Origin of the sequence: Microbacterium sp. J1-1, assembly GCF_024498615.1 — a bacterium.
In the GTDB taxonomy this organism is placed as follows: Bacteria; Actinomycetota; Actinomycetes; order Actinomycetales; family Microbacteriaceae; genus Microbacterium; species Microbacterium aurugineum.
Genome location: NZ_CP089590.1, coordinates 1289895 through 1309625, shown reverse-complemented (window position 1 = coordinate 1309625; position 19731 = coordinate 1289895). Strand labels below are relative to the sequence as shown.

Below are 19731 nucleotides of genomic sequence, written 5' to 3'. Positions count from 1 at the left end.
AGTCCGCAGCACGCGCCCTTCTGCGTCGCCGCCGCTCAGCGCAGAGAGGCCGCCCGCTCCCCGTGGAGTATCGCCGCAGGAACCTGCGGCGGATAGACCCACGCGACCAGCACGACCGAGATGATCATGAGCAGGAACCACGAACTCAGCTTGCTCGGAGAGACCGGCTGCCATCCCGCCGCCTGATCCGGGTATGCCCATGCTCCTGCCCAGGTGCCGATGTTCTCCGCCAGGTAGATGAAGACGGCGACTCCGACGAACACGACGAGCAGCGGGATCCGGATCGTCCGACGCCAGATCCGCGCGTGCATCACCGTCGGCAGCCACAGCACGATGACCGCAGCCAGCAGGATCCACCGCGCATCCCACAACCAATGGTGTGCAAAGAAGTTCACATAGATCGCGATCGCGAGGATCGCGGTCATCCACCGCTGGGGGTATCGCGTGAAGCCGAGGTCGAAGAGCCGGTAGACGCGCACCATGTAAGAACCGACAGCGGCATACATGAACCCGCTGAACAGCGGCACTCCACCGATGCGCAGGAAGCCGTCCGCGGCATACGCCCAGGAGCCGACATCGGTCTTGAACAGTTCCATCACGGTTCCGGTGAGGTGGAACAGGACGATCACCCACAGCTCTCGTCCGCTCTCCCAGCGGAACACGAGCATGGCCACCTGGATGAGCACGGCGGCGATGGTGAGGGCATCGTTGCGCGCGAGCGCCGCATCCGGCGGGTACCAGAACCGCGCCGCGACGATCACGAGCAACAGCGTGGCCCCGAACACGCACGCCCATGCCTGCTTGACCACGAACACCGCGAACTCGATCAGGCCGGCGCGGAAGCCGCTCTTCGGGGCGCCGAGCAGCAGGCGGTGGGCCCACGCATCGACACGGCGTTCCACGGACGTCGCTCGTTGCATGCTCGGAATGTAGCGCTCCCGGTCGACAGGTCACCGGGAGTATCCCGACAGTATCCCGACCGTCAGGGGAAGCGCGGGGCGATGCCGGTGCCCTGCGCCAGGAGGCGGGCGACCATCTCGTCGGACGTCGTGTTCTCCCCCGGACGGTTCGGCTTGCCGCTGCCGTGATAGTCGCTGGACCCCGTGACGATGAGGTCGTGCTTCTGCGCCAGCTCGCGCAGCATCCGCTTGCCCGCTTCGGTGTTCTCGCGGTGATCGACCTCGAAGCCGCCGAGTCCGGCCGCGATCAGCCGCTCGATGTACGGGATGGGCATCATCCGGTCGCGACCCGCGGTGACCGGGTGGGCGATGATCGCCACTCCCCCGGCTTGCGTGATCAGTCGCACCGCGGTCAGCGGATCCGGGGCGTAGTGCGGCTCGTAGTATCCCTCGCGCGGATGCAGGATCCCGTCGAACGCCTCCGTGCGATCGCGCACGATGCCCCTCGCCACGAGAGCGTCCGCGATGTGAGGGCGCCCGACCGTCGCATCCAGAGCCGTCTGCGCGACCACGTCATCCCAGTGCAGGTCGTAGTCCCGTCCGATGTTGCGCACGATCCGCTCCGCGCGCCCGATCCGATCCCCGCGGATGCGATCGGTCTCGGCCTGCAGAGCCGGGTCTCCGGGATCGAAGAGGTAGCCGAGCACGTGCACGCTGCGCCACTCGTGCTTCGCCGACAGCTCCATCCCGGGGATGAAGGTCATGCCGAGCGCGACGGCGGCGTCACCGGCCTCATCCCAGCCGGTGGAGCGATCGTGATCGGTGAGCGCCACGGTGCGGATCCCGTGCGCGTGCGCCTGCCTGATCACCTCGGCCGGCGCCTCCGTCCCGTCGGACTGGTTGGAGTGCAGGTGCAGGTCGGCGGGACCGGCGAACCCGGCGGACGGAGAGGCCATCCTCCGAGCGTACCGAGGGCGACGGCCAGTGGGCGCGGAGGCACACGGAAGCGGATGTCGGGGCAGGGACTTCACAGGCGGCGCTCCTAGGCTTGAGGGGATGTTTCGACTACTGGGGATCCTCTTCACCGTCCTGCTCGCGATCGCGACGGCGATCGTCGTGTGGCCGCAGTTCTTCCGTCTCGAGCAGACCTATCCGTTCGCGCAGCTGGTGTCCGCGCGCGGCCTGGTCCTCGGCGGATTCCTGGTGATCGCTGTGCTCGCGCTCCTGCTGCTCTTCGCTCGTCCTCTGCGCGGATTCGCCGCGTCGGTCCTCATCGTCGCGCTGCTGGGTGCGGGGGCCACCGGCGTCATCGGAGCGACCCGCGGCTTCGGCACCACCGAGCTCCCCCAGAAGACGGAGAGCAGCATCCGGGTGCTGACCTGGAACACGGCGGGCGAAGCCGTGTCCGCCGAGGTGATCGCCCAGCAGATCCTCGCTCAGGGCGCCGATGTCGTGGCCCTGCCGGAGACGACCGAGGACGTCGGCGAGCGCATCGCGATCATGTTGCGCGAGCAGGGGCATCCGATGTGGGTGCACCACGTGCAGTTCCGCCCCGATGTCCCCAACGGCCCCCAGTCCTGGCACACCACGGTGCTGGTGGCCCCCGACCTCGGCGAGTACTCGGTGATCGAATCCTCGAAGGACGGCAGCAGCAACACGGGCTCCGTGCCGAGTGTCGTGCTGATGCCGGTCGACGGCTCCGGACCCACGATCGTCGCCGTGCATGCCGTCGCTCCCCGTGTGGAGGAGATGCAGCAGTGGCAGAGCGATCTGCAGTGGATCGCCGATCAGTGTCCGCAGGGCGACTTCATCCTGGCCGGAGACTTCAATGCGACGATCGATCACATGGCGCCTCTCGGAGTGGACGGTGGTGACATCGGATACTGCCGCGATGTCGCGTCGCGCACCGGCAACGGTCTCGCGGGAACGTGGCCGAGCTCGCTCCCGCCCCTCGCCGGGGCGCCGATCGATCACGTGATGGCCTCGCCGAACTGGACACCGACGGGCTCGGTCGTCCTCGGCGATGCCGGGGGCAGCGACCACCGCGCGCTCGTCGTCCAGCTGGAGCCGGCCGGCTGAACTCCCGAAACACGCCCTGCAGGTGACAGACTGGAGGGATGAGCACCGGAGAACGCGACACGATCGCAGAGCCCACCGTCGAAGCGTCTGTCGAGAACAGCAACACGAACCGCAAGCAGCCCTTCCCGCAGGGGTTCCTCGACACCATCTCGACGGGATGGGCCGAGCGTCCGGAAACCCTTCCCGCTCCGCGTGCGCAGGCACCGTACGCCGCCGCCCGTCGAGCCGCGGTCTCTGCCGCCTTCCCCGGGAAGCGTCTCGTCATCCCCGCAGGATCGCTCAAGCAGCGCAGCAACGACACCGACTACGTCTTCCGGGCACACTCCGCCTTCGCCCACCTCACGGGGTGGGCCGCGGATGCCGAGCCCGACTCGGTCCTGGTCTTCGCGCCGACCGACACGGGTCACGACGTCACCCTCTTCTTCCGCGAGCGCGCCGACCGCACCACGACGGAGTTCTACGCCGACGCCACGATCGGTGAGTTCTGGATCGGCCCACGCCCGTCCCTGGACGGTGTCGCGGCCGACCTGGAGATCGCGACCGCCCATCTCCACGAGCTCGAGGCCGTGGAGGGAGAGCTCGTGCTCGACGAGGACGAGACCCTCACCCGTTTCGTGTCCGAGCTGCGCCTCATCAAGGACGAGTTCGAGATCGCCGAGATGCGCCGTGCCGTCGAGATCACCGCGAACGGCTTCGACGACATCGTCCGCGAGCTTCCGTCCGCCGTCGCGCACGCCCGCGGCGAACGTGTCGTGGAGGGTGTCTTCCACCGCCGCGCCCGTGAAGACGGCAACGGCGAGGGCTACGACACGATCGCGGCGTCCGGTCCGCACGCCTGCTACCTGCACTGGACCCGCAACGACGGCACCGTGGCCCCGGGCGATCTGATCCTCGTCGACGCCGGTGTCGAAGCCGACAGCCTGTACACGGCAGACATCACCCGTACGCTGCCCGTCTCGGGAACCTTCACCGAGGTGCAGCGCCGGGTGTACGAGACCGTCCGCGAGGCCGCCGACGCCGCATTCGCCGCTGCACGGGTGGGCGTCCGTTTCCGCGACGTGCACGCGGCCGCCATGAAGGTCATCGCTGCACGCACCGCGGAGTGGGGTCTGCTGCCGGTGACCGCCGACGAGGCGATCGACGCGGACAAGGGAGGCCAGCACCGTCGGTACATGGTGCACGGCACCTCCCACCACCTCGGCATCGACGTGCATGACTGCGCCCAGGCGCGCCGCGAGATGTACTACGACGGCGTCCTGACACCCGGCATGGTGTTCACGATCGAGCCCGGGCTGTACTTCCAGATCGACGACCTGACGGTGCCCGCAGAGCTCCGCGGCATCGGCGTGCGGATCGAGGACGACATCCTGATGACCGAGGACGGCCCCGTGAACCTCTCGGCCGGCATCCCCCGCACGGCCGACGAGGTCGAAGCATGGATCGCCCGGCTCCAGAGCTGACCTCGGCGGATGCACGACGGTGAGCTCGCGCTCGAGACCGAGGTCGCGGCACGGCTGATCACGCGCCGCTTCCCCGAGCTGCGCCGAGAGGAGCTGCGACCGGTCTCGTCCACCGGGACGGTCAACAGGATCATCCGGGTGGGCGACGGCCTTGTCGCCCGCTTCCCGCGCCTCGCGGCATCGGAGCCCACTCTCGCGCGTGAGGCCGCGGCGCTCGATGAGTTGGCCGCAGCAAGTCCTTTCCCCGCCCCGCGCTCCTACGGGATCGCTGCCGCGTCGGAAGAGTTCGACTCGGCCTGGGCCGTCCAGTCCTGGATCGACGGCGAGCCGCCGGGCCCCGTGCGTGCTGCCGCGTCGGAAGCCTTCGCTCACGATCTGGTCGTCCTCATCCGTGCACTGCGCTCGGTCGACGTGCGCGGACGGGTGTTCGACGGGAACGGCCGCGGCGGAAGACTCGGCGACCACGATGAGTGGGTCTCGGAGTGTCTGTCGCGGAGCGCACACCTGATCGACGTGGCACGCACCGCGAAGCTCTGGGCGGCCCTGCGCGCGCTTCCGCCCGCCGACGCTCCGCTGATGTGCCACCGCGACCTCACGCCGTTCAACCTCCTGGTCATCGAGCGCGACGACGAGGTCCGGCTGGCGGGCGTGCTCGACGGCGGGGACTTCGGACCTGCGGACCCTGCGCTCGACCTCGTCGCCGCCTGGCACCTCCTCGATGCCCCGACACGACGCCTCGTCCGCGACGGTGTCTCCGCCGGCGAGGCCGAGTGGCAGCGGGGTGCCGGGTGGGCCCTGCAACAGGCGCTGGGCCTCGGGTGGTACTACGAGAACTCGAACCCGCAGATGAGCGCGCTGGGGATCTCCACCGTCCGCCGCGTGCTCGCGGACCCCGAGCTGTCGATGCTCGTCGGCTGAAAGTCAGGCGACAGCACCTCCGAGGGCGAAGTCGGCCACGATCGGGGCGAGCGACGCACCGATCTGCTCTGCGGGGAGCTTGCGCCCCTTCACCTCGAATGTGTGCCCGCCGCCCTCGATCCAGACGATCCGGGCTTCTCGACAGGCCGCGACAGCCTGTTCGAACTGCGAGATCGGCTGGATGAAGGGATCGTTCGTCCCCTCCACGAAGAGCTGTGGCACGGTGATCGCCGGCAGGTGCTCGACCCGCGGTTTCTCCGGCCGACCTGGCGGATGAAGGGGATAGCCGAGATAGACGAGTCCGTCCACCCGTAGGCCCTCCGCGACCGCCATCGATGCCATGCGTCCGCCGTAGGACTTCCCCGTCGCCCAGACGGTCGCCGCGGGGTCTGCTGTGCGCGCGAACGTCGTGACCGCGTTCCAGGTGGCGATCGCATGCGCGGCCGGCCCTGGCATCCGCCGCCCCTGCTGCACGTACGGGAAGTTGAAGCGCAGCGTCGAGAAGCCGATCGCGCGGAGTGCCTCGACGTAGCCGGTGAGGAAAGGATGGTCCTTTCCCGTTCCCGCGCCGTGGGCGACGATCACCGTCGCCCCGTTGTCACCGCGCGTCCAGTCGGCCGACACGACGGTGGTTCCGTTCGGCAGCGCGACCTGGATCTCGACCATCAGAAGGAACGTCCGGGGATCGTCGTCACGCCCGCTCGCCCGGGGCGCCTTCTGCACCCGGCGTCGCGTCGGGCTCGATCGGTGCGGGCGTCCCGGGTTCCGGTGCGGGCGCACCCGGCTCCGGATCGGCAGCCGGCTCGGCAACGGGGTCTGCCGGCCGCGGCGGGATAACGGGCTCCTCGGGTGCCGGCGCCGTCGCGCCAGGCGTGATCCGTTCTCCGTATCGCGGCGGCTCGTCGAGGTTCACGGGAGGCCGGACCGGAGCGACGCGCGTCGCTCCGAGAACGTCGCGAGCCTTGGCGAGCGAGGCGGACTGGACGGTGACCTCGTAGTGATCCGCCGCGAACTGCGTGACGCTCGCGAAGTCGCGACGACGCCGGACGATCGCGTAGGTCACGAGACTCAGGAGCATCCCGACCGCGACGCCGATGAGGACGAAGCCGACGAAGAGCTGGATCGGGACCTCGGGGTTGCCGAGCACGAGGATCGCGGAGAGGAACAGGCCGATCAGGACTCCGTTGATGGCGCCGGAGCGGGCGGCCGCGGCGTATCCGAGCTTGCCGGTCACGCGCTCGACCGTCCGCACGCTCTGCCCGACGATCGCGATGTCCCGTGCCGGGACCTCCCCGGCGATCAGCTTCGAGACGGTCTTCTGTGCGTTCTCGTAGTCGCGCGTGGAAGCGACGATCTCGCCGGTCTCCGAGCTGTTCGCGGGGCGGTTCAGCATACTCATCCGACTATTCTTCCACGCGCACCGTCAGACCGCCCGAGGCGCGGCCATCCCGCCGATGACCGGGCCCGCCGACTACTCTGGAGGGGTGAGCACACAACGGGTTTTCGCCGCGCGCCTGGCCGGGTGCGCCGTCTTCGATCCCGTCGGCGACCGGCTCGGCAAGGTCCGGGACGTCGTCGTGGTGTATCGAAGTACCGCGGCACCCCGCGTGATCGGTCTCGTGGTCGAGATCCCGGGACGCCGGCACGTGTTCCTCTCGATCGGCCGCGTCACGTCGATCCGCTCCGGTCAGGTCATCACCACCGGACTCATCAACGTGCGACGCTTCTCTCCGCGTGCCGGCGAGGTGCGGGTGCTCGCGGAGATGCTCGGAAGACGAGTGAGCTTCGCCGACGGCAGCGGTACCGCCGTGATCGAGGACGTGGCGATCGAGCCCAACCGCCTCGGCGAATGGGCCATCAGCCAGCTCTTCCTGCGCCGACCGAAGACCAGTGCCTCACCCTTCGCGAAGGGGCCGACGACGTTCGCCGCGTGGAACGAGGTCGCCGAGGAACGTGCGCCGGGCGAGTCCCAGTCCGCCGAGCAGCTCGTCGCCTCATACTCCGAGCTGCATGCCGCCGACCTCGCCAACACGCTTCTCGATCTGCCGCAGCAGCGCATGATCGAGGTCGCCGAGGAGCTCTCGGACGATCGCCTCGCCGATGCCCTCGAGGAGATGCCCGAGGACGAGCAGGTGCACATCCTCGACCGGCTCGGCGACGAACGCGCGGCCGACATCCTCGACCAGATGGAGCCGGATGATGCCGCCGACCTGCTCGCCCAGCTCACCCCGGACCGCCTGGAGCAGCTCCTCGAACTGATGGAGCCCGAGGAGGCTGAGGACGTCAGGATGCTGCTGCGCTACGGCCCGGACACCGCCGGCGGTCTGATGACCCCGGAACCCATCATCCTGTCGGCCGATGCGACCGTCGCCGAGGCACTGGCTCTGATCCGGCGCCACGAGCTGCACCCGGCGCTGGCCGCGGCCGTGTTCGTGACCCTCCCCCCGTTCGAGACGCCCACCGGTCGCCTGCTCGGGCTCGTGCACTTCCAGCGGATGCTGCGCTATCCCCCGCATGAACGACTCGGCGCGATCCTCGATGACAGCCTCGAGCCCGTTCCCGTCACCGCGTCAGCGGCGGAGGTGGCGCGTCTGCTGGCGAGCTACGACCTCGTCTCGTTGCCGGTGATCGACGCAGCCCATCGGCTCGTCGGCGCCATCAGCATCGACGACGTGCTCGACTATCTCCTCCCCGATGACTGGCGTTCACAGGACAGCGACGACATCGCCGCCGCCGCGAAGGAGACGAGCTGATGGCCCGCGAGTCGCGTCTGGACGCGCCGGGACGCAGCACGGCCCGCCCGCGCACCACCTCTCGCGACCGCTTCGGACGGTTCACCGAGTGGGTCGCGCGGGCGATGGGGACGCCGGCGTTCCTCGTGATCCTCAGCCTGTTCTGCGTGGTCTGGATCGTCTGGAACACCCTGATGCCCGAGCATCTGCGTTTCGATGACGCCGCGCTCGGGTTCACGGCCCTGACGCTCATGCTCTCGTTGCAGGCCTCCTATGCCGCACCGCTGATCCTGCTCGCGCAGAACCGCCAGGACGACCGCGACCGGGTGCAGATCGAGCAGGACCGCCAGCGCGCCGAGCGCAACCTCGCCGACACCGAATACCTGGCCCGCGAGATCGTGGCACTGCGCATGGCGCTCGAGGAGCGCAACTCGCAGACCGTGACCCGAGACGTGCTGCGCCAGGAGTTGAAGACCCTGCTCGCCGAACTCGAGGACACCGGCGACAGGGCATCGGGGGGCGCCGCATCGTGACCGAGGCCGACCTCGTCCGCACCGCGGTCTCCGCCGTGACGGACCCGGAGTTGCGTCGACCGATCGGCGACCTCGACATGGTGCGCGACATCTCCGTCGACGGTGCCCACGCCCAGGTCGGCATCGTGCTGACGATCGTGGGCTGCCCCGCAGCGGCCCGAATCGAAGCCGACGTGCGACAGGCCGCGGCGTCCGTCCCCGGCATCACGGACGTCGACGTCGAGGTGGGCGTGATGACCCCCGCCGAACGCAAGGCGCTGACCGAGAAGCTGCGCGACGGTCGCCCGGCACGGCACATGCCGTTCGGCCCCGACTCCCTCACCCGCGTGATCCTCGTCTCGAGCGGCAAGGGCGGAGTGGGCAAGTCGACGGTCACCGCCAACCTCGCGGTCGCCCTCGCCGACCAGGGACTCTCGGTCGGACTCGTCGATGCCGACGTGCACGGCTTCTCCATCCCCGGCCTCCTCGGGATCCCGGCCGGGACGCAGCCGACCCGCATCGATGACCTGATGCTGCCACCGGTGGCTCACGGCGTGAAGACGATCTCAATCGGGATGTTCCTGCGTGACGGCGAGTCCGTCGTGGCCTGGCGGGGGCCGATGCTGCATCGCACCGTGTCCCAGTTCCTCACCGACGTCTTCTTCGGCGACCTCGATGTGCTCCTCATCGACATGCCGCCCGGCACGGGCGACATCGCCATCTCGATCGGACAGCTGCTCCCGCACGCCGAGGTCCTCGTCGTGACGACTCCGCAGACCGCTGCCTCCGACGTGGCGATCCGCAGCGGTCTCGTGGCACGGCAGACCGGTCAGCAGGTGATCGGCGTCGTCGAGAACATGGCCGCGTACACGCTCCCCGACGGAACCGTGCTGGACCTGTTCGGGTCGGGCGGAGGAGCGGCCGTCGCCGATGCGCTCTCCGAACCGGACGAGGTCGTCCCGCTGCTGGCCTCGATCCCCCTGAGCCCTGCGCTGCGCCAGAGCGGAGACGCCGGCGCGCCCCTCGTGTCGGGGGCAGCCACGGATGCCGCGGCCACCGCGATCCACGACCTCGCTCGCGCGCTCACCCGGCGGGGACGCGGCCTCTCCGGCCGTTCGCTGCCGATGACCGTAAGCGGACCACGCAAGGAAGAGTGACCGATGCCTCCCCGCTCCCTGACGATCGACGAGGGGCTGCTGCAGCGGATGGCTCGCGATGCGGCGGTCTACTCGCTGACCCGGCCGGCCGCCATCATCATGTGGGTCGCACTCGCCGGCGCGCTGACGCTCAGCATCCTGAATCTGAGCCCCCCCCTGCCCGCGGGCGCAGAACCGCCGTTCGGCGCGGGCTGGATGCCGCTGCTGATCATCGGTCTCGCAGTGTTCGCCGTCGTGATGTCGGTGTCATCCGCCCGCCAGGCCGTGCGGACGGCGATGCCCGTCGAGACCGTGGTGTGGGCACAGCTCGAAGACGACGTGCTGAGGCTGGGCAGCGGCAGGAGACAGTCGGAGATCGCCTACGGGACGTTCCAGAGCATGCGCGTGGGCAGGGACGCGGTGCTGCTCAAGGTGCGTGGGACGAGCGCGGCGACCGCCATCCCCCGTGCCCTGCTCAGCGACGCGGACATCGCGACCCTGCGCTCACGGATCTCCTGAGAGCCCCTTCGCGCCTGAAGGTCAGGTGGCCTCGGGATCGAACGGGGGACGGTTCGTCGCGCTGAATTCCTGCGGGGCGGCGCGGGGGGCGATGGGCTCGGCGATCGTCTCCTTGGCCTGTACCGGCGTCGCCGGCTGCGGCTCCTCGAACAGGGCGTCGCGGATGATCCGACGCGGGTCGTACTGACGGGGGTCGAGCTTTCGCCAGTCGACGTCGTCGATCTCGGGCCCCATCTCCTGGCGCATCCGACTCTTGGTGTCGCGAAGGTACTCGCCGGCCTTGCGGACCATGCGGGAGAAGCTCTCGGCGGCCCGTGGAAGACGCTCAGGACCGATGATCAGCACCGCGATGAGGCCGATCAACAGCATCTTCTCGAAGGTGAGCCCGAACGTCATCTCTACAGGCTACCGCCGCGCCTGCGGTCCCCGCGCGCGACGAGCGAATACGCTGGAGGGAATCACCGGGCAGGCAGGGAGAACAGGCCATGAGCGAGCACGACGCGAACGCGCGTTTCCTTCGCGAGTCCATCGTGGAGCCGGACTCCATCGCCCGTGCTCGGGCACATGCGGTCGAGCTGGGCGCGATGCCGGTCAGCACGGTCGTCGGCTCCCAGATCGCCGTGCTCGCCGCCGCGACGGGTGCGCGATCGATCGTCGAGATCGGCACCGGTGCCGGTGTCTCCGGCCTCTGGCTCCTGCGCGGTGTCCCCCACGCCGTGCTCACCACGATCGACAACGAGCCCGAGCACCTCGCAGCCGCACGTCAGGCGTTCGCCGATGCGAGGGTCCCCTCCACGAGGGTCCGTTTCATCACGGGACGCGCCATCGACGTGCTGCCTCGGATGAACGAGGCTTCCTATGACATCGTGCTGGTCGACGCCGACCCCGAGCACATCATCGAGTACGTCGAACACGGGCTTCGTCTCGCCCGCACCGGCGGCCTGGTGCTGGTCCCCCGCGTCCTCGCCGGCGGCCGCGTCGCCGATCCCGTCCAGCGCGACGAGATCACGTCCGCCTACCGTTCCCTGGTGCAGGAGACGCAGGAATCGTCGGCAGTGCTCGCGACCGTATCCCCTGCCGCCGAAGGCCTGCTGCAGCTCATCAGCCTCCCCGAGCGCGACTGAGCCCTCCGCACGGATCGCTCCCGAAGAGCCCGGAATCGACGAAGGGCGGTGGATCCGAGGATCCACCGCCCTTCCGGATCCGCGGACGCGGATCCGAGATCGATCAGGCCGGTGCCACGACGGCGGCCAGCACGTCGTGAAGCTCCTTGGCCTCTGCGTCGTTCACGGAGACGACCAGTCGGCCGCCGCCTTCGAGTGGAACACGCACGATGATGAGTCGTCCTTCTTTCACGGCCTCCATGGGTCCGTCTCCGGTCCTCGGCTTCATCGCTGCCATCGTGGCTCCCTTTCCTCCGGTGGTATGGGATGAGTTTATCGGGTGTCACCGGGACCTGGAGGTCACCGAGCAACAATTGGGTCGAGCTTCACGATCACGGCACCTGCCAGAACGTGTTCCCGAGCGCATACATGTGGTAGATCCAGAACCACTGACCGACGAGACACACCGCGAGGATCCCGAGCCTCCAACGCCGTGAGCGCGGGACGGCGACCGCACCCCACATCGGGCTGAGCGGCAGGAGCAGACGGAAGGTGCTCGACTGGGGGAAGAACACCGCGAGCAGGTAGAGCAGGTAACTCGCGCTCCACAGCCGCAGGTCTCCGCCGAGGGCACGGACCTGCGGGGAGTACAGCAGCATGGCCGCGAGCCCGACGACCAGCAGCGCCAGTGCGATCGGCCCCCACCACTGCGGAAGCCCCCAGAAACCGAACCAGAACTGCGCTGCCTGGACCCAGCCTTCGAACGGGACGAAACCGTCGACACCACCGACGATCCAGTGGCGACGCCATGCGAGTTCGGTGGCGAGGTACGCGCCGGGGTCGCCGGTGACGATGCCGGCGATCACCTGCCAGGCGAAGCCGGTCACGCTCGCCAGCGCACCCAGTGCGAGGATGTGCGCGATCTCGCGACCGGACAGCGGATCCTCCTTCCGACGAACCCATCGCATGATCCCGTGCAGCCCCAGGTAGAGGGCGAAGGCGAGTACACCGGGGCGGGTGAAGGCCATCACCGGGATGAGCACGTAGAGCCAGGAGTAGCGGTGCGCGGCGGTCGCGTCGAGTGCGAGGAACAGCAGCAGGAGGAAAAGAGTCTCGGCGTAGCCGACCTGGAACATGGCCGCGATGGGCCCGGCGGCGAAGAAGACGACCGCCCAGGTCGCCGCGCCGCTTCCGATGCGGTCGCGGAGCAGGCGGTGCAGGGCGAGGCAGGCGAGGTACCCGGCGACGAACGAGATCACGAGAGCGCCGACGCCCCACGAGCCGAACAGGAACCCGACCGTCTTGGCCGCATAGGCGAACACCGGCATGAACGCCCAGGCGTTCTCGGCGACCTCCCCGGAGTCGGTCAGAGGGAGGTCGGTCGGATACCCGTTCTCGGCGACGAGCCAATACCACTGGGCGTCCCAACCGAGGATGAAGTCGACGACGCCCGCGTCTGCACCGAACCGAGAGGCCCCGGTCGACAGGGAGCCCGCCACGAGGAAGAAGGCGGTGGTGACCACCCGCGCACCGAGATAGATGACGGCGATGCGCAGTGCGAGCGGTGTCTGCGCCCACCGGCGAGCCGCACTCAGTGCGAAGCGAGCCATACGCGCAGGCCCCGCTCCACGGCGTCGATCTGCGCGAGCGGCACGCGCTCCTCGTCGTGGTGCGCGAGGTGCGGGTCGCCCGGGCCGTAGTTCACCGCGGGGATGCCGAGGGCCGAGAACCGGGCGACATCCGTCCATCCGTACTTCGGTCGCGGCTCCGCGCCGACAGCAGCCACGAACTGCTTCGCGATCTCGGCGTCGAGCCCGGGGCGCGCACCCTCGGCGGCATCCGTGATCTCGATGTCGAAGCCCGCGAGAACCCCGCGGAGATGGGACTCGGCGTCCGCAGCCGACTTGTTGGGAGCGAAACGGTAGTTGACCTCGACCTCGCAGGCATCGGGGATGACGTTCCCCGCGACGCCACCCGCGATGCGCACGGCGCTCAGGCTCTCACGGTAGAGCAACCCTTCGACCAGCACCTCCTTGGCGCGATACTCCGCCAGCCGGGTGAGGATGGGCGCGGCACTGTGGATCGCGTTCTCGCCGATCCAGGCGCGGGCACTGTGTGCTCGCACGCCGGTCGTCCGGACGAGCGCTCGGAGGGTGCCGTTGCAGCCCCCCTCCACCTCGCCGTTGGACGGCTCTCCGAGGATCGCGAAGTCCGCCTGGAACAGATCGGGACGAACGGCCGCGAGCAGCCCGAGACCGTTCTTGGAGGCTTCGATCTCCTCGTTGTCGTACCACATCCAGGTGATGTCGACGGCGGGAGCGGTGAGCTCGGCCGCGAGTTTCAGCTGCACGGCGGTGCCGGCCTTCATGTCGACCGTGCCGCGTCCCCACAGGTAGGGCACTCCGTCGATCTCGATGTCCCGCGTCGGGAGGTTCGCATTGATCGGCACGGTGTCGATGTGACCGGCGATCGCGACGCGCTGCGCACGGCCGAGGTCGGTGCGGGCGACGATCGTGTTCCCGTGCCGGAAGACCTCGAGATGGGTCAACGGCGAGATCGCGGCCTCGATCGCATCGGCCAGCGTCTTCTCGTCGCCGGAGACGCTCGGGATGTCGCAGATCGCACGAGTGAGTTCGACGGAGGACGCGGTCAGATCGAGCACCATGCGTCCAGCCTACTTTCCCCGTCATGCGTGAAGTCGTCGCCGGCCGGGCGCGATAGCGTGGAGGGATGAGCGACGCACGCACGGTATGGGGTATCGGACTGACCACGATCGCCGGGGACGGCACGGTTCTCGATGCCTGGTACCCGGAGGTGCGACGCGGGGAGCTCGTCGCGGATGAGGCGGGCGTCGCCGCACTCGAACCCCTCGTCGGACGCGACGAGCGACGAGACGTCACGGTCGAGGTCGTGCAGCTGCAGATCGACCTCGACGAGGCTCCCGCCTCCACCGCCGACGCGTATCTGCGTCTGCACGCGCTCTCGCACCTCGTGGCGCGTCCCAACGAGCTGAACCTCGACGGCATTTTCGGGCACCTGCCCAACGTCGCCTGGACGAACGCCGGACCGGTGCACCCCGACGTCGCGGCGCGTCGTCGTCCGCACCTCCAGCGCGCGGGCATCCAGGTGCAGGGGCTGGACAAGTTCCCCCGTCTGACCGACTACGTCCAGCCGTCCGGCGTGCGCATCGCCGACGCGTCCCGCGTGCGCCTCGGCGCCTACCTCTCCCCCGGCACGACGGTGATGCACGAGGGCTTCGTCAACTTCAACGCCGGCACTCTCGGTGCCTCGATGGTCGAAGGGCGCATCTCGCAGGGCGTCGTCGTCGGGGACGGCAGCGACATCGGCGGTGGCTCCTCCATCATGGGCACCCTCTCGGGCGGCGGCACGCACCGGGTGTCGATCGGAGCGCGCACGCTCCTCGGCGCCAACGCCGGCATCGGCATCTCGCTCGGCGATGACTGCATCGTCGAAGCGGGCCTCTACGTGACAGCCGGCACCAAGGTCGTGCTCGCCGACGGTCCCGCGACGCCGGATGGCGGGCGGCGGACGGTGAAGGGTGCGGAACTCTCGGGCCAGGACGGACTGCTGTTCCGCCGCAACTCGCTCAGCGGGGCGGTCGAGGCTGTGCGACGGGCGGGCGTCGGAGTGACGCTGAACGAGGCGCTGCACGCCTGATCCGCCGTCGACGACTCGCGCACGCAGCGGGCATGCAGCTGACGGCATGCCCGCGCTGATAGACTGACCTCGTTGCACGGACCGCCGGTCCCACAACATCGTCGTCGTCACGGGGTCTCCGAGGACCGAAGCGAGCGGAACTGCTCCCATCACCAGCATCAGCTGGCCTTTCGAACGGCGAATCGATGCGCAATTCCTGCGCCGTCGCCCACCTCACCCCTTATCTTGCGCCGTTCACTCGTGCGCTGACGGAGTTTCTGCATGTCTACTTTCCTTGAACTCGGCGTTCCCGCCGAGCTCGCCGCCGTTCTCGCCGACTCCGGCAAGACCGAAGCGTTCGCCATTCAGCGCGACACGCTCCCCGACTCCCTTGCCGGACGCGACCTCCTGGGCCGCGGACGCACGGGCAGCGGCAAGACCATCGCCTTCGCGCTCCCGCTCGTCGCGCGACTCGCCGCGTCCGGGGGGCAGCGCCGCGCAGGCCTGCCGCGCGGACTCGTCCTCGCTCCGACCCGAGAGCTCGCAACCCAGATCGCTACGACGATCGCTCCTCTCGCCGAGGCCGCGGGCCTGCGCGTCACGACCGTCTTCGGCGGCGTCAGCCAGCGTCCGCAGGAGCAGGCGCTGCGTGGCGGCGTCGACATCGTGGTCGCCTGCCCCGGTCGACTCGAAGACCTCATGAAGCAGCAGGTCGTGCGCCTGAGCGCGATCGAGGTCACCGTGCTGGACGAGGCCGACCACATGGCAGACCTCGGCTTCCTCCCCGGTGTCACCCGCATCCTCACGGCGACCCCGGCCGGCGGTCAGCGCCTGCTGTTCAGCGCGACGCTCGACCGCGGCATCGACACCCTGGCCCGCCGCTTCCTCTCGAACGCGGTCAGCCACGAGGTCGACGAGGAGAGCGTGCCCGTCGGCGAGATGACCCACCGTGTGCTCGTGGTCGACTCGACCGACAACAAGACCGCGCTCGTGCGCGACCTCGCATCGGGCACCGGGCGCCGCATCCTCTTCACCCGTACCAAGCACCAGGCGAAGAAGCTCGCGAAGCAGCTCACCGCTGCAGGCATCCCCGCGGTCGACCTGCACGGAAACCTCTCGCAGAACGCTCGCGAGCGCAACCTCGGCGCGTTCTCGGCGGCGCCGGAGGACGGCGGCGTGCGCGTGCTCGTCGCGACCGACGTCGCTGCGCGCGGAGTGCACGTGGACAACGTGGACCTCGTGGTGCACGTCGACCCGCCCGTGGAGCACAAGGCGTACCTGCACCGTTCCGGTCGCACGGCGCGCGCCGGAGCCGCCGGTACGGTCGTGACCGTCGTGCTGCCCGAGCAGCGTCGTGACGTCAAGGATCTGCTGCGCAAGGCCGCCATCAGCGCTCCGCTGGAGGATGTGACCACGGCGGCCGTCACCGCTCTCGTCCCCGAGCGCGCACCGCACGTGCGCCCGGCCCCGGTGCAGGCGCCGCAGCAGCAGCGTCAGTCTTCGAAGCAGCGTCCCGCGGGCGGCGAGCGGAACGGGGCGGCGAACCCGCCTTCCCGTCGTCGTCGCCGTCCCCGCTCCGGCGCATCCGGTGCCGGCCAGGGCGGAGGCTACTCCACGCAGAGCGGCCAGTCCCGTCAGGGCGGCGGCCGGGGGCGCTGACGCGTCCCGCCCCACTCCTTTTCACGTCGAGGCCCCCTCAGCGCGTCGACGCCCCCTCTGACAGTCGTCAGTGTGAGGGGGCGTCGGCGGGCAGAGGGGGCCTCGACTGCTTACGGCCGGGCGCGGCCGAGACTCAGCGGGTCGGGAAAGAGCGCTCCGAGGATCCGGTGTACAGCTGCTGCGGGCGGCCGATCTTGGTCTGCGGGTCGAGCTGCAGCTCACGCCACTGCGCGAGCCAGCCGGGCAGCCGTCCGATCGCGAAGAGCACGGTGAACATCCGCGTGGGGAAGCCCATCGCCTTGTAGATCACACCCGTGTAGAAGTCGACGTTCGGGTACAGGCGACGCTCACGGAAGTAGTCGTCGGCGAGCGCGAGCTCCTCGAGCTCCTTGGCCAGGTCGAGGAGGGGGTCAGTGACGCCCAGCGAGGAGAGCACCTCGTCGGCCGCGTCCTTGACGAGCTTGGCGCGCGGATCGTAGTTCTTGTAGACCCGGTGCCCGAAGCCCATCAGCTTCACGCCCTCTTCCTTGTTCTTCACCCGCTCGACGAAGCGCGAAACGCTCTGACCGGAGTCACGGATCTGCCCGAGCATGGTCAGCACAGCCTCGTTCGCACCGCCGTGAAGGGGGCCGGAGAGAGCCTGGATGCCGGCGGAGATCGACGCGAACTGGTTCGCACCGGTGGAGCCCACGAGGCGGACGGTCGAGGTCGAGGCGTTCTGCTCGTGGTCTTCGTGCAGGATGAGGAGCAGCTCGAGAGCCTTCGACATCACCGGGTTGACCTCGTACTCCTCGCTGTGCACACCGAAGTTCAGCTTCAGGAAGTTGTCCACGAAGCTCAGCGAGTTGTCGGGGTAGAGGAAGGCCTGGCCGACGCTCTTCTTGTGCGCGTACGCCGCGATCACCGGAAGCTTGGCGAGCATGCGCACCATGTTGAGTTCGACGTGCTCGGGGTTGTGCGGATCGGTCTGACCTTCGTAGTAGGTCGAGAGCGCCGCGACCGCCGACGACAGCACCGACATCGGGTGCGCCGTGTGCGGCAGGGCGGAGAAGAAGCGCTTGAGGTCTTCGTGCAGCAGCGTGTGGCGGCGGATCTTCTCGTCGAACTCCGCGAGCTCGGATGCCGAGGGCAGTTCGCCGTAGATCAGGAGCCAAGCGACCTCGAGATAGCTGGTCGATCCCGCCAGCTGTTCGATCGGGTATCCGCGATAGCGCAGGATGCCCTTGTCGCCGTCGATGAAGGTGATCTCGGACTTCGTCGACGCGGTGTTCACGAAGCCGTAGTCGAGACCGGTGTAGCCGGTCTGACGGGTCAGCGTCGAGAAGTCGATGCTGTCGTGCCCCGCCGTGCCGCGCAGTACCGGGAATTCGGCGGTCGTCTCACCGATCGTCAGCTTCGCCGTCTGGTCTGCCGCTGCACTCACGCGGACCTCCTCCTGGTGTCCGCCCCCGCTCGTCGCGGTGGAGTCGGACATGATCTTGATCAAGTCGGAACTGGCGATCTCACGGCGCTGAGGCACCAGGTCGGGTCACGACCGAATCGCTTTTACAGCCTAGTAGGCACTCCGGCCTACTGTGACATCCGCCAAACAGACGGCCACTTCAAGGGGATAACCTACAGAGCTTCGACAGTGAGGCGTCGCGCCGCCTCGAGAATGCGCTCGGTCGGGGCGGTGAGGGCGAGCCGGACATGCTGCGCGGCGTCAGCACCGTAGAACGGCCCCGGGCCCGCGAGGATGCCGAGCTCAGCGAGCCTCGCCATCGAATCCCAGGCATCCCGTCCCTCCGTCGCCCACAGGTACAGCCCGGCTTCTGAACCATCGATACGGAAGCCGGCGGCTGCGAGCGCAGGATGCAGCGCATCCCGCCGAGCCCGATAGAGCTCCTTCTGCGCCGCGACGTGCGCGTCGTCGCCGAGCGCCACCGCCATGGCGTGCTGCACCGGAGCGGGCGGCATCAGGCCGAGATGCTTGCGCGCCGTGAGGAGGTCGCCGACCACGCGCGCACAACCTGCGACGAACGCGGCGCGGTAGCCGGCGAGGTTCGACTGCTTGCTCAGGGAGTACACGCTGAGCAGATTCGCACGGCTACCACCGGTCACCCGCGGGTCGAGGATCGACGGAATCGGCGAGGTGGCCCATTCGCCATCCCACCCGAGTTCGGCATAGCACTCGTCGCTCGCGAGCACGGCGCCGAGTTCACGGGCGCGACGCACGGCGGCGGCGAGCTCGTCCACCGTCCAGGTGCGGCCGTCCGGGTTGCCGGGGGTGTTGATCCAGATGAGCTTCGTGCCCTCCGGCCAGTCCGCGGGGTCGTCGGCGGGGAGCGGTGTCGCGCCGACGACGCGGGCACCGACATCGTAGGTCGGGTACGCCACTCGGGGGTGCACGACGATGTCGCCCTCTCCCAGCCCGAGCAGCGTGGGCAGCAGCGCGACGAACTCCTTGGAGCCGATCGTGGGCAGGACGTTGTCGACGCGGAGGTCGGGCACACCGCGGCGGCGCGCGTACCAGTCGACGATCGCCTCACGCAGGGTCGGCGTGCCGACCGTCTGCGGATAGGCGTGGGCGTCGGTCGCCTCGGCGAGAGCGCGCCGGATGATGTCGGGAGTCGGATCCACCGGCGAGCCGATGGAGAGATCCACGATCCCTTCCGGATGTCGGGCCGCACGCTCGCGGAACGGGACGACGGCGTCCCAGGGGTAGTCGTCGAGGTCTCGGACGCTCACAGCGCGCGCCTACTCGCCCTGCGGCGGGAGCGCGGCGACGATCGGGTGATCGAACGCGTAGACGCCGACCTTCGCCGCGCCTCCGGGAGATCCGATCTCATCGAAGAACTCGACATTGGCCTTGTAGTAGTCCTGCCACTCGTCGGGCAGGTCATCCTCGTAGTAGATGGCTTCCACCGGGCACACCGGCTCACAGGCGCCGCAGTCCACACACTCGTCGGGATGGATGTACAGCGAGCGTTCGCCCTCGTAGATGCAGTCAACGGGGCACTCGTCGATGCAGGCTCGGTCCTTGACATCGACGCACGGGAGGGCGATCACATACGTCAC

At 69.0% G+C, this 19731-nt stretch carries 21 protein-coding genes; 10 read left to right on the top strand and 11 right to left on the bottom strand.

The window, feature by feature from the left end; genetic code table 11:
- Positions 1–35: 35 nt before the first annotated feature.
- Together LRQ07_RS06210 and LRQ07_RS06205 are read right to left on the bottom strand one after the other, a co-directional pair.
- Positions 36–920: a DUF817 domain-containing protein gene (locus LRQ07_RS06210; RefSeq protein ID WP_248540062.1), complete on the bottom strand. Its 885-nt coding sequence runs from the start codon at positions 918–920 to the stop codon at positions 36–38.
- Positions 921–982: 62 nt separating this feature from the next.
- Positions 983–1855, bottom strand: coding sequence for a PHP domain-containing protein (locus LRQ07_RS06205; RefSeq protein ID WP_047523059.1), 873 nt, complete (start codon positions 1853–1855; stop codon positions 983–985).
- Positions 1856–1955: 100 nt separating this feature from the next.
- On the opposite strand from LRQ07_RS06205, the gene LRQ07_RS06200 reads away from it, so the two are divergent.
- Genes LRQ07_RS06200 through LRQ07_RS06190 form a run of 3 tightly spaced genes read left to right on the top strand, consistent with a single transcriptional unit; the run spans position 1956 to position 5356 of the window.
- A complete protein-coding gene (locus tag LRQ07_RS06200) occupies positions 1956–2978 on the top strand; it encodes an endonuclease/exonuclease/phosphatase family protein (protein ID WP_047523060.1) in 1023 nt (340 codons plus the stop codon).
- Between the two features lie 38 nt (positions 2979–3016).
- The gene (locus LRQ07_RS06195) at positions 3017–4438 is read left to right on the top strand and encodes an aminopeptidase P family protein (RefSeq protein ID WP_232762191.1); all 1422 of its coding nucleotides are present in this window, start codon (positions 3017–3019) and stop codon (positions 4436–4438) included.
- A 9-nt stretch (positions 4439–4447) separates the two neighbouring features.
- Complete coding sequence (locus LRQ07_RS06190) at positions 4448–5356, top strand: phosphotransferase (RefSeq protein WP_256536143.1); 909 nt, start codon at positions 4448–4450, stop codon at positions 5354–5356.
- Positions 5357–5359: 3 nt separating this feature from the next.
- Here LRQ07_RS06190 and LRQ07_RS06185 read toward each other — a convergent pair whose 3' ends face one another.
- Positions 5360–6022 carry an alpha/beta family hydrolase gene (locus LRQ07_RS06185; RefSeq protein ID WP_256536142.1) on the bottom strand — a complete coding sequence of 221 codons (663 nt, stop codon included), beginning with the start codon at positions 6020–6022 and terminating at the stop codon, positions 5360–5362.
- 25 nt (positions 6023–6047) lie between these two features.
- On the bottom strand, positions 6048–6755 hold the full coding sequence (locus LRQ07_RS06180; RefSeq protein WP_248540058.1) for a general stress protein: 708 nt from the start codon (positions 6753–6755) through the stop codon (positions 6048–6050).
- A gap of 85 nt (positions 6756–6840) precedes the next feature.
- Here LRQ07_RS06180 and LRQ07_RS06175 point away from each other — a divergent pair, with 85 nt between their 5' ends.
- The 4 genes from LRQ07_RS06175 to LRQ07_RS06160 are packed head-to-tail and all read left to right on the top strand — an operon-like array spanning position 6841 to position 10255.
- A complete protein-coding gene (locus LRQ07_RS06175; protein WP_256536141.1) occupies positions 6841–8109 on the top strand; it encodes a magnesium transporter MgtE N-terminal domain-containing protein in 1269 nt (422 codons plus the stop codon).
- Positions 8109–8621, top strand: a complete 513-nt coding sequence (locus LRQ07_RS06170) for a DUF1003 domain-containing protein (RefSeq protein WP_256536140.1) — start codon at positions 8109–8111, stop codon at positions 8619–8621. The genes LRQ07_RS06175 and LRQ07_RS06170 overlap by 1 nt, the downstream gene beginning before the upstream one ends.
- Positions 8618–9757, top strand: a complete 1140-nt coding sequence (locus tag LRQ07_RS06165) for an Mrp/NBP35 family ATP-binding protein (RefSeq protein WP_256536139.1) — start codon at positions 8618–8620, stop codon at positions 9755–9757. Before LRQ07_RS06170 ends, LRQ07_RS06165 begins: the two co-directional genes overlap by 4 nt.
- Positions 9758–9760: 3 nt before the next feature.
- Positions 9761–10255 carry a YcxB family protein gene (locus LRQ07_RS06160; RefSeq protein ID WP_256536138.1) on the top strand — a complete coding sequence of 165 codons (495 nt, stop codon included), beginning with the start codon at positions 9761–9763 and terminating at the stop codon, positions 10253–10255.
- A 21-nt stretch (positions 10256–10276) separates the two neighbouring features.
- On the opposite strand, the gene LRQ07_RS06155 is transcribed toward LRQ07_RS06160, so the two are convergent.
- Positions 10277–10651: a twin-arginine translocase TatA/TatE family subunit gene (locus LRQ07_RS06155; protein ID WP_131491909.1), complete on the bottom strand. Its 375-nt coding sequence runs from the start codon at positions 10649–10651 to the stop codon at positions 10277–10279.
- Positions 10652–10740: 89 nt separating this feature from the next.
- On the opposite strand from LRQ07_RS06155, the gene LRQ07_RS06150 reads away from it, so the two are divergent.
- Positions 10741–11379 carry an O-methyltransferase gene (locus LRQ07_RS06150; protein WP_256536136.1) on the top strand — a complete coding sequence of 213 codons (639 nt, stop codon included), beginning with the start codon at positions 10741–10743 and terminating at the stop codon, positions 11377–11379.
- Positions 11380–11482: 103 nt separating this feature from the next.
- On the opposite strand, the gene LRQ07_RS06145 is transcribed toward LRQ07_RS06150, so the two are convergent.
- From LRQ07_RS06145 to dapE, 3 genes are all read right to left on the bottom strand, one after another.
- Positions 11483–11656 (bottom strand): DUF3117 domain-containing protein, encoded by a 174-nt coding sequence (locus tag LRQ07_RS06145; RefSeq protein ID WP_017203323.1) that lies wholly within the window; start codon positions 11654–11656, stop codon positions 11483–11485.
- A gap of 94 nt (positions 11657–11750) precedes the next feature.
- Positions 11751–12968 (bottom strand): hypothetical protein, encoded by a 1218-nt coding sequence (locus tag LRQ07_RS06140; RefSeq protein WP_256536135.1) that lies wholly within the window; start codon positions 12966–12968, stop codon positions 11751–11753.
- The gene (gene dapE / locus LRQ07_RS06135) at positions 12950–14023 is read right to left on the bottom strand and encodes a succinyl-diaminopimelate desuccinylase (protein WP_248540054.1); all 1074 of its coding nucleotides are present in this window, start codon (positions 14021–14023) and stop codon (positions 12950–12952) included. The genes LRQ07_RS06140 and dapE overlap by 19 nt, the downstream gene beginning before the upstream one ends.
- Positions 14024–14088: 65 nt before the next feature.
- Here dapE and dapD point away from each other — a divergent pair, with 65 nt between their 5' ends.
- Together dapD and LRQ07_RS06125 are read left to right on the top strand one after the other, a co-directional pair.
- Positions 14089–15036, top strand: coding sequence for a 2,3,4,5-tetrahydropyridine-2,6-dicarboxylate N-succinyltransferase (gene dapD / locus LRQ07_RS06130; protein ID WP_256536134.1), 948 nt, complete (start codon positions 14089–14091; stop codon positions 15034–15036).
- 261 nt (positions 15037–15297) lie between these two features.
- Positions 15298–16674 carry a DEAD/DEAH box helicase gene (locus LRQ07_RS06125; protein ID WP_256536133.1) on the top strand — a complete coding sequence of 459 codons (1377 nt, stop codon included), beginning with the start codon at positions 15298–15300 and terminating at the stop codon, positions 16672–16674.
- Between the two features lie 133 nt (positions 16675–16807).
- Here the strand turns inward: LRQ07_RS06125 and LRQ07_RS06120 are convergent, their stop codons facing one another.
- The 3 genes from LRQ07_RS06120 to fdxA all read right to left on the bottom strand — a co-directional run bounded on the left by LRQ07_RS06120 (position 16808) and on the right by fdxA (position 19731).
- Positions 16808–18148: a citrate synthase gene (locus LRQ07_RS06120; protein WP_372491360.1), complete on the bottom strand. Its 1341-nt coding sequence runs from the start codon at positions 18146–18148 to the stop codon at positions 16808–16810.
- Between the two features lie 140 nt (positions 18149–18288).
- Complete coding sequence (dapC, locus tag LRQ07_RS06115; RefSeq protein ID WP_232762201.1) at positions 18289–19401, bottom strand: succinyldiaminopimelate transaminase; 1113 nt, start codon at positions 19399–19401, stop codon at positions 18289–18291.
- Between the two features lie 9 nt (positions 19402–19410).
- Positions 19411–19731 carry a ferredoxin gene (fdxA, locus tag LRQ07_RS06110; protein ID WP_131491902.1) on the bottom strand — a complete coding sequence of 107 codons (321 nt, stop codon included), beginning with the start codon at positions 19729–19731 and terminating at the stop codon, positions 19411–19413.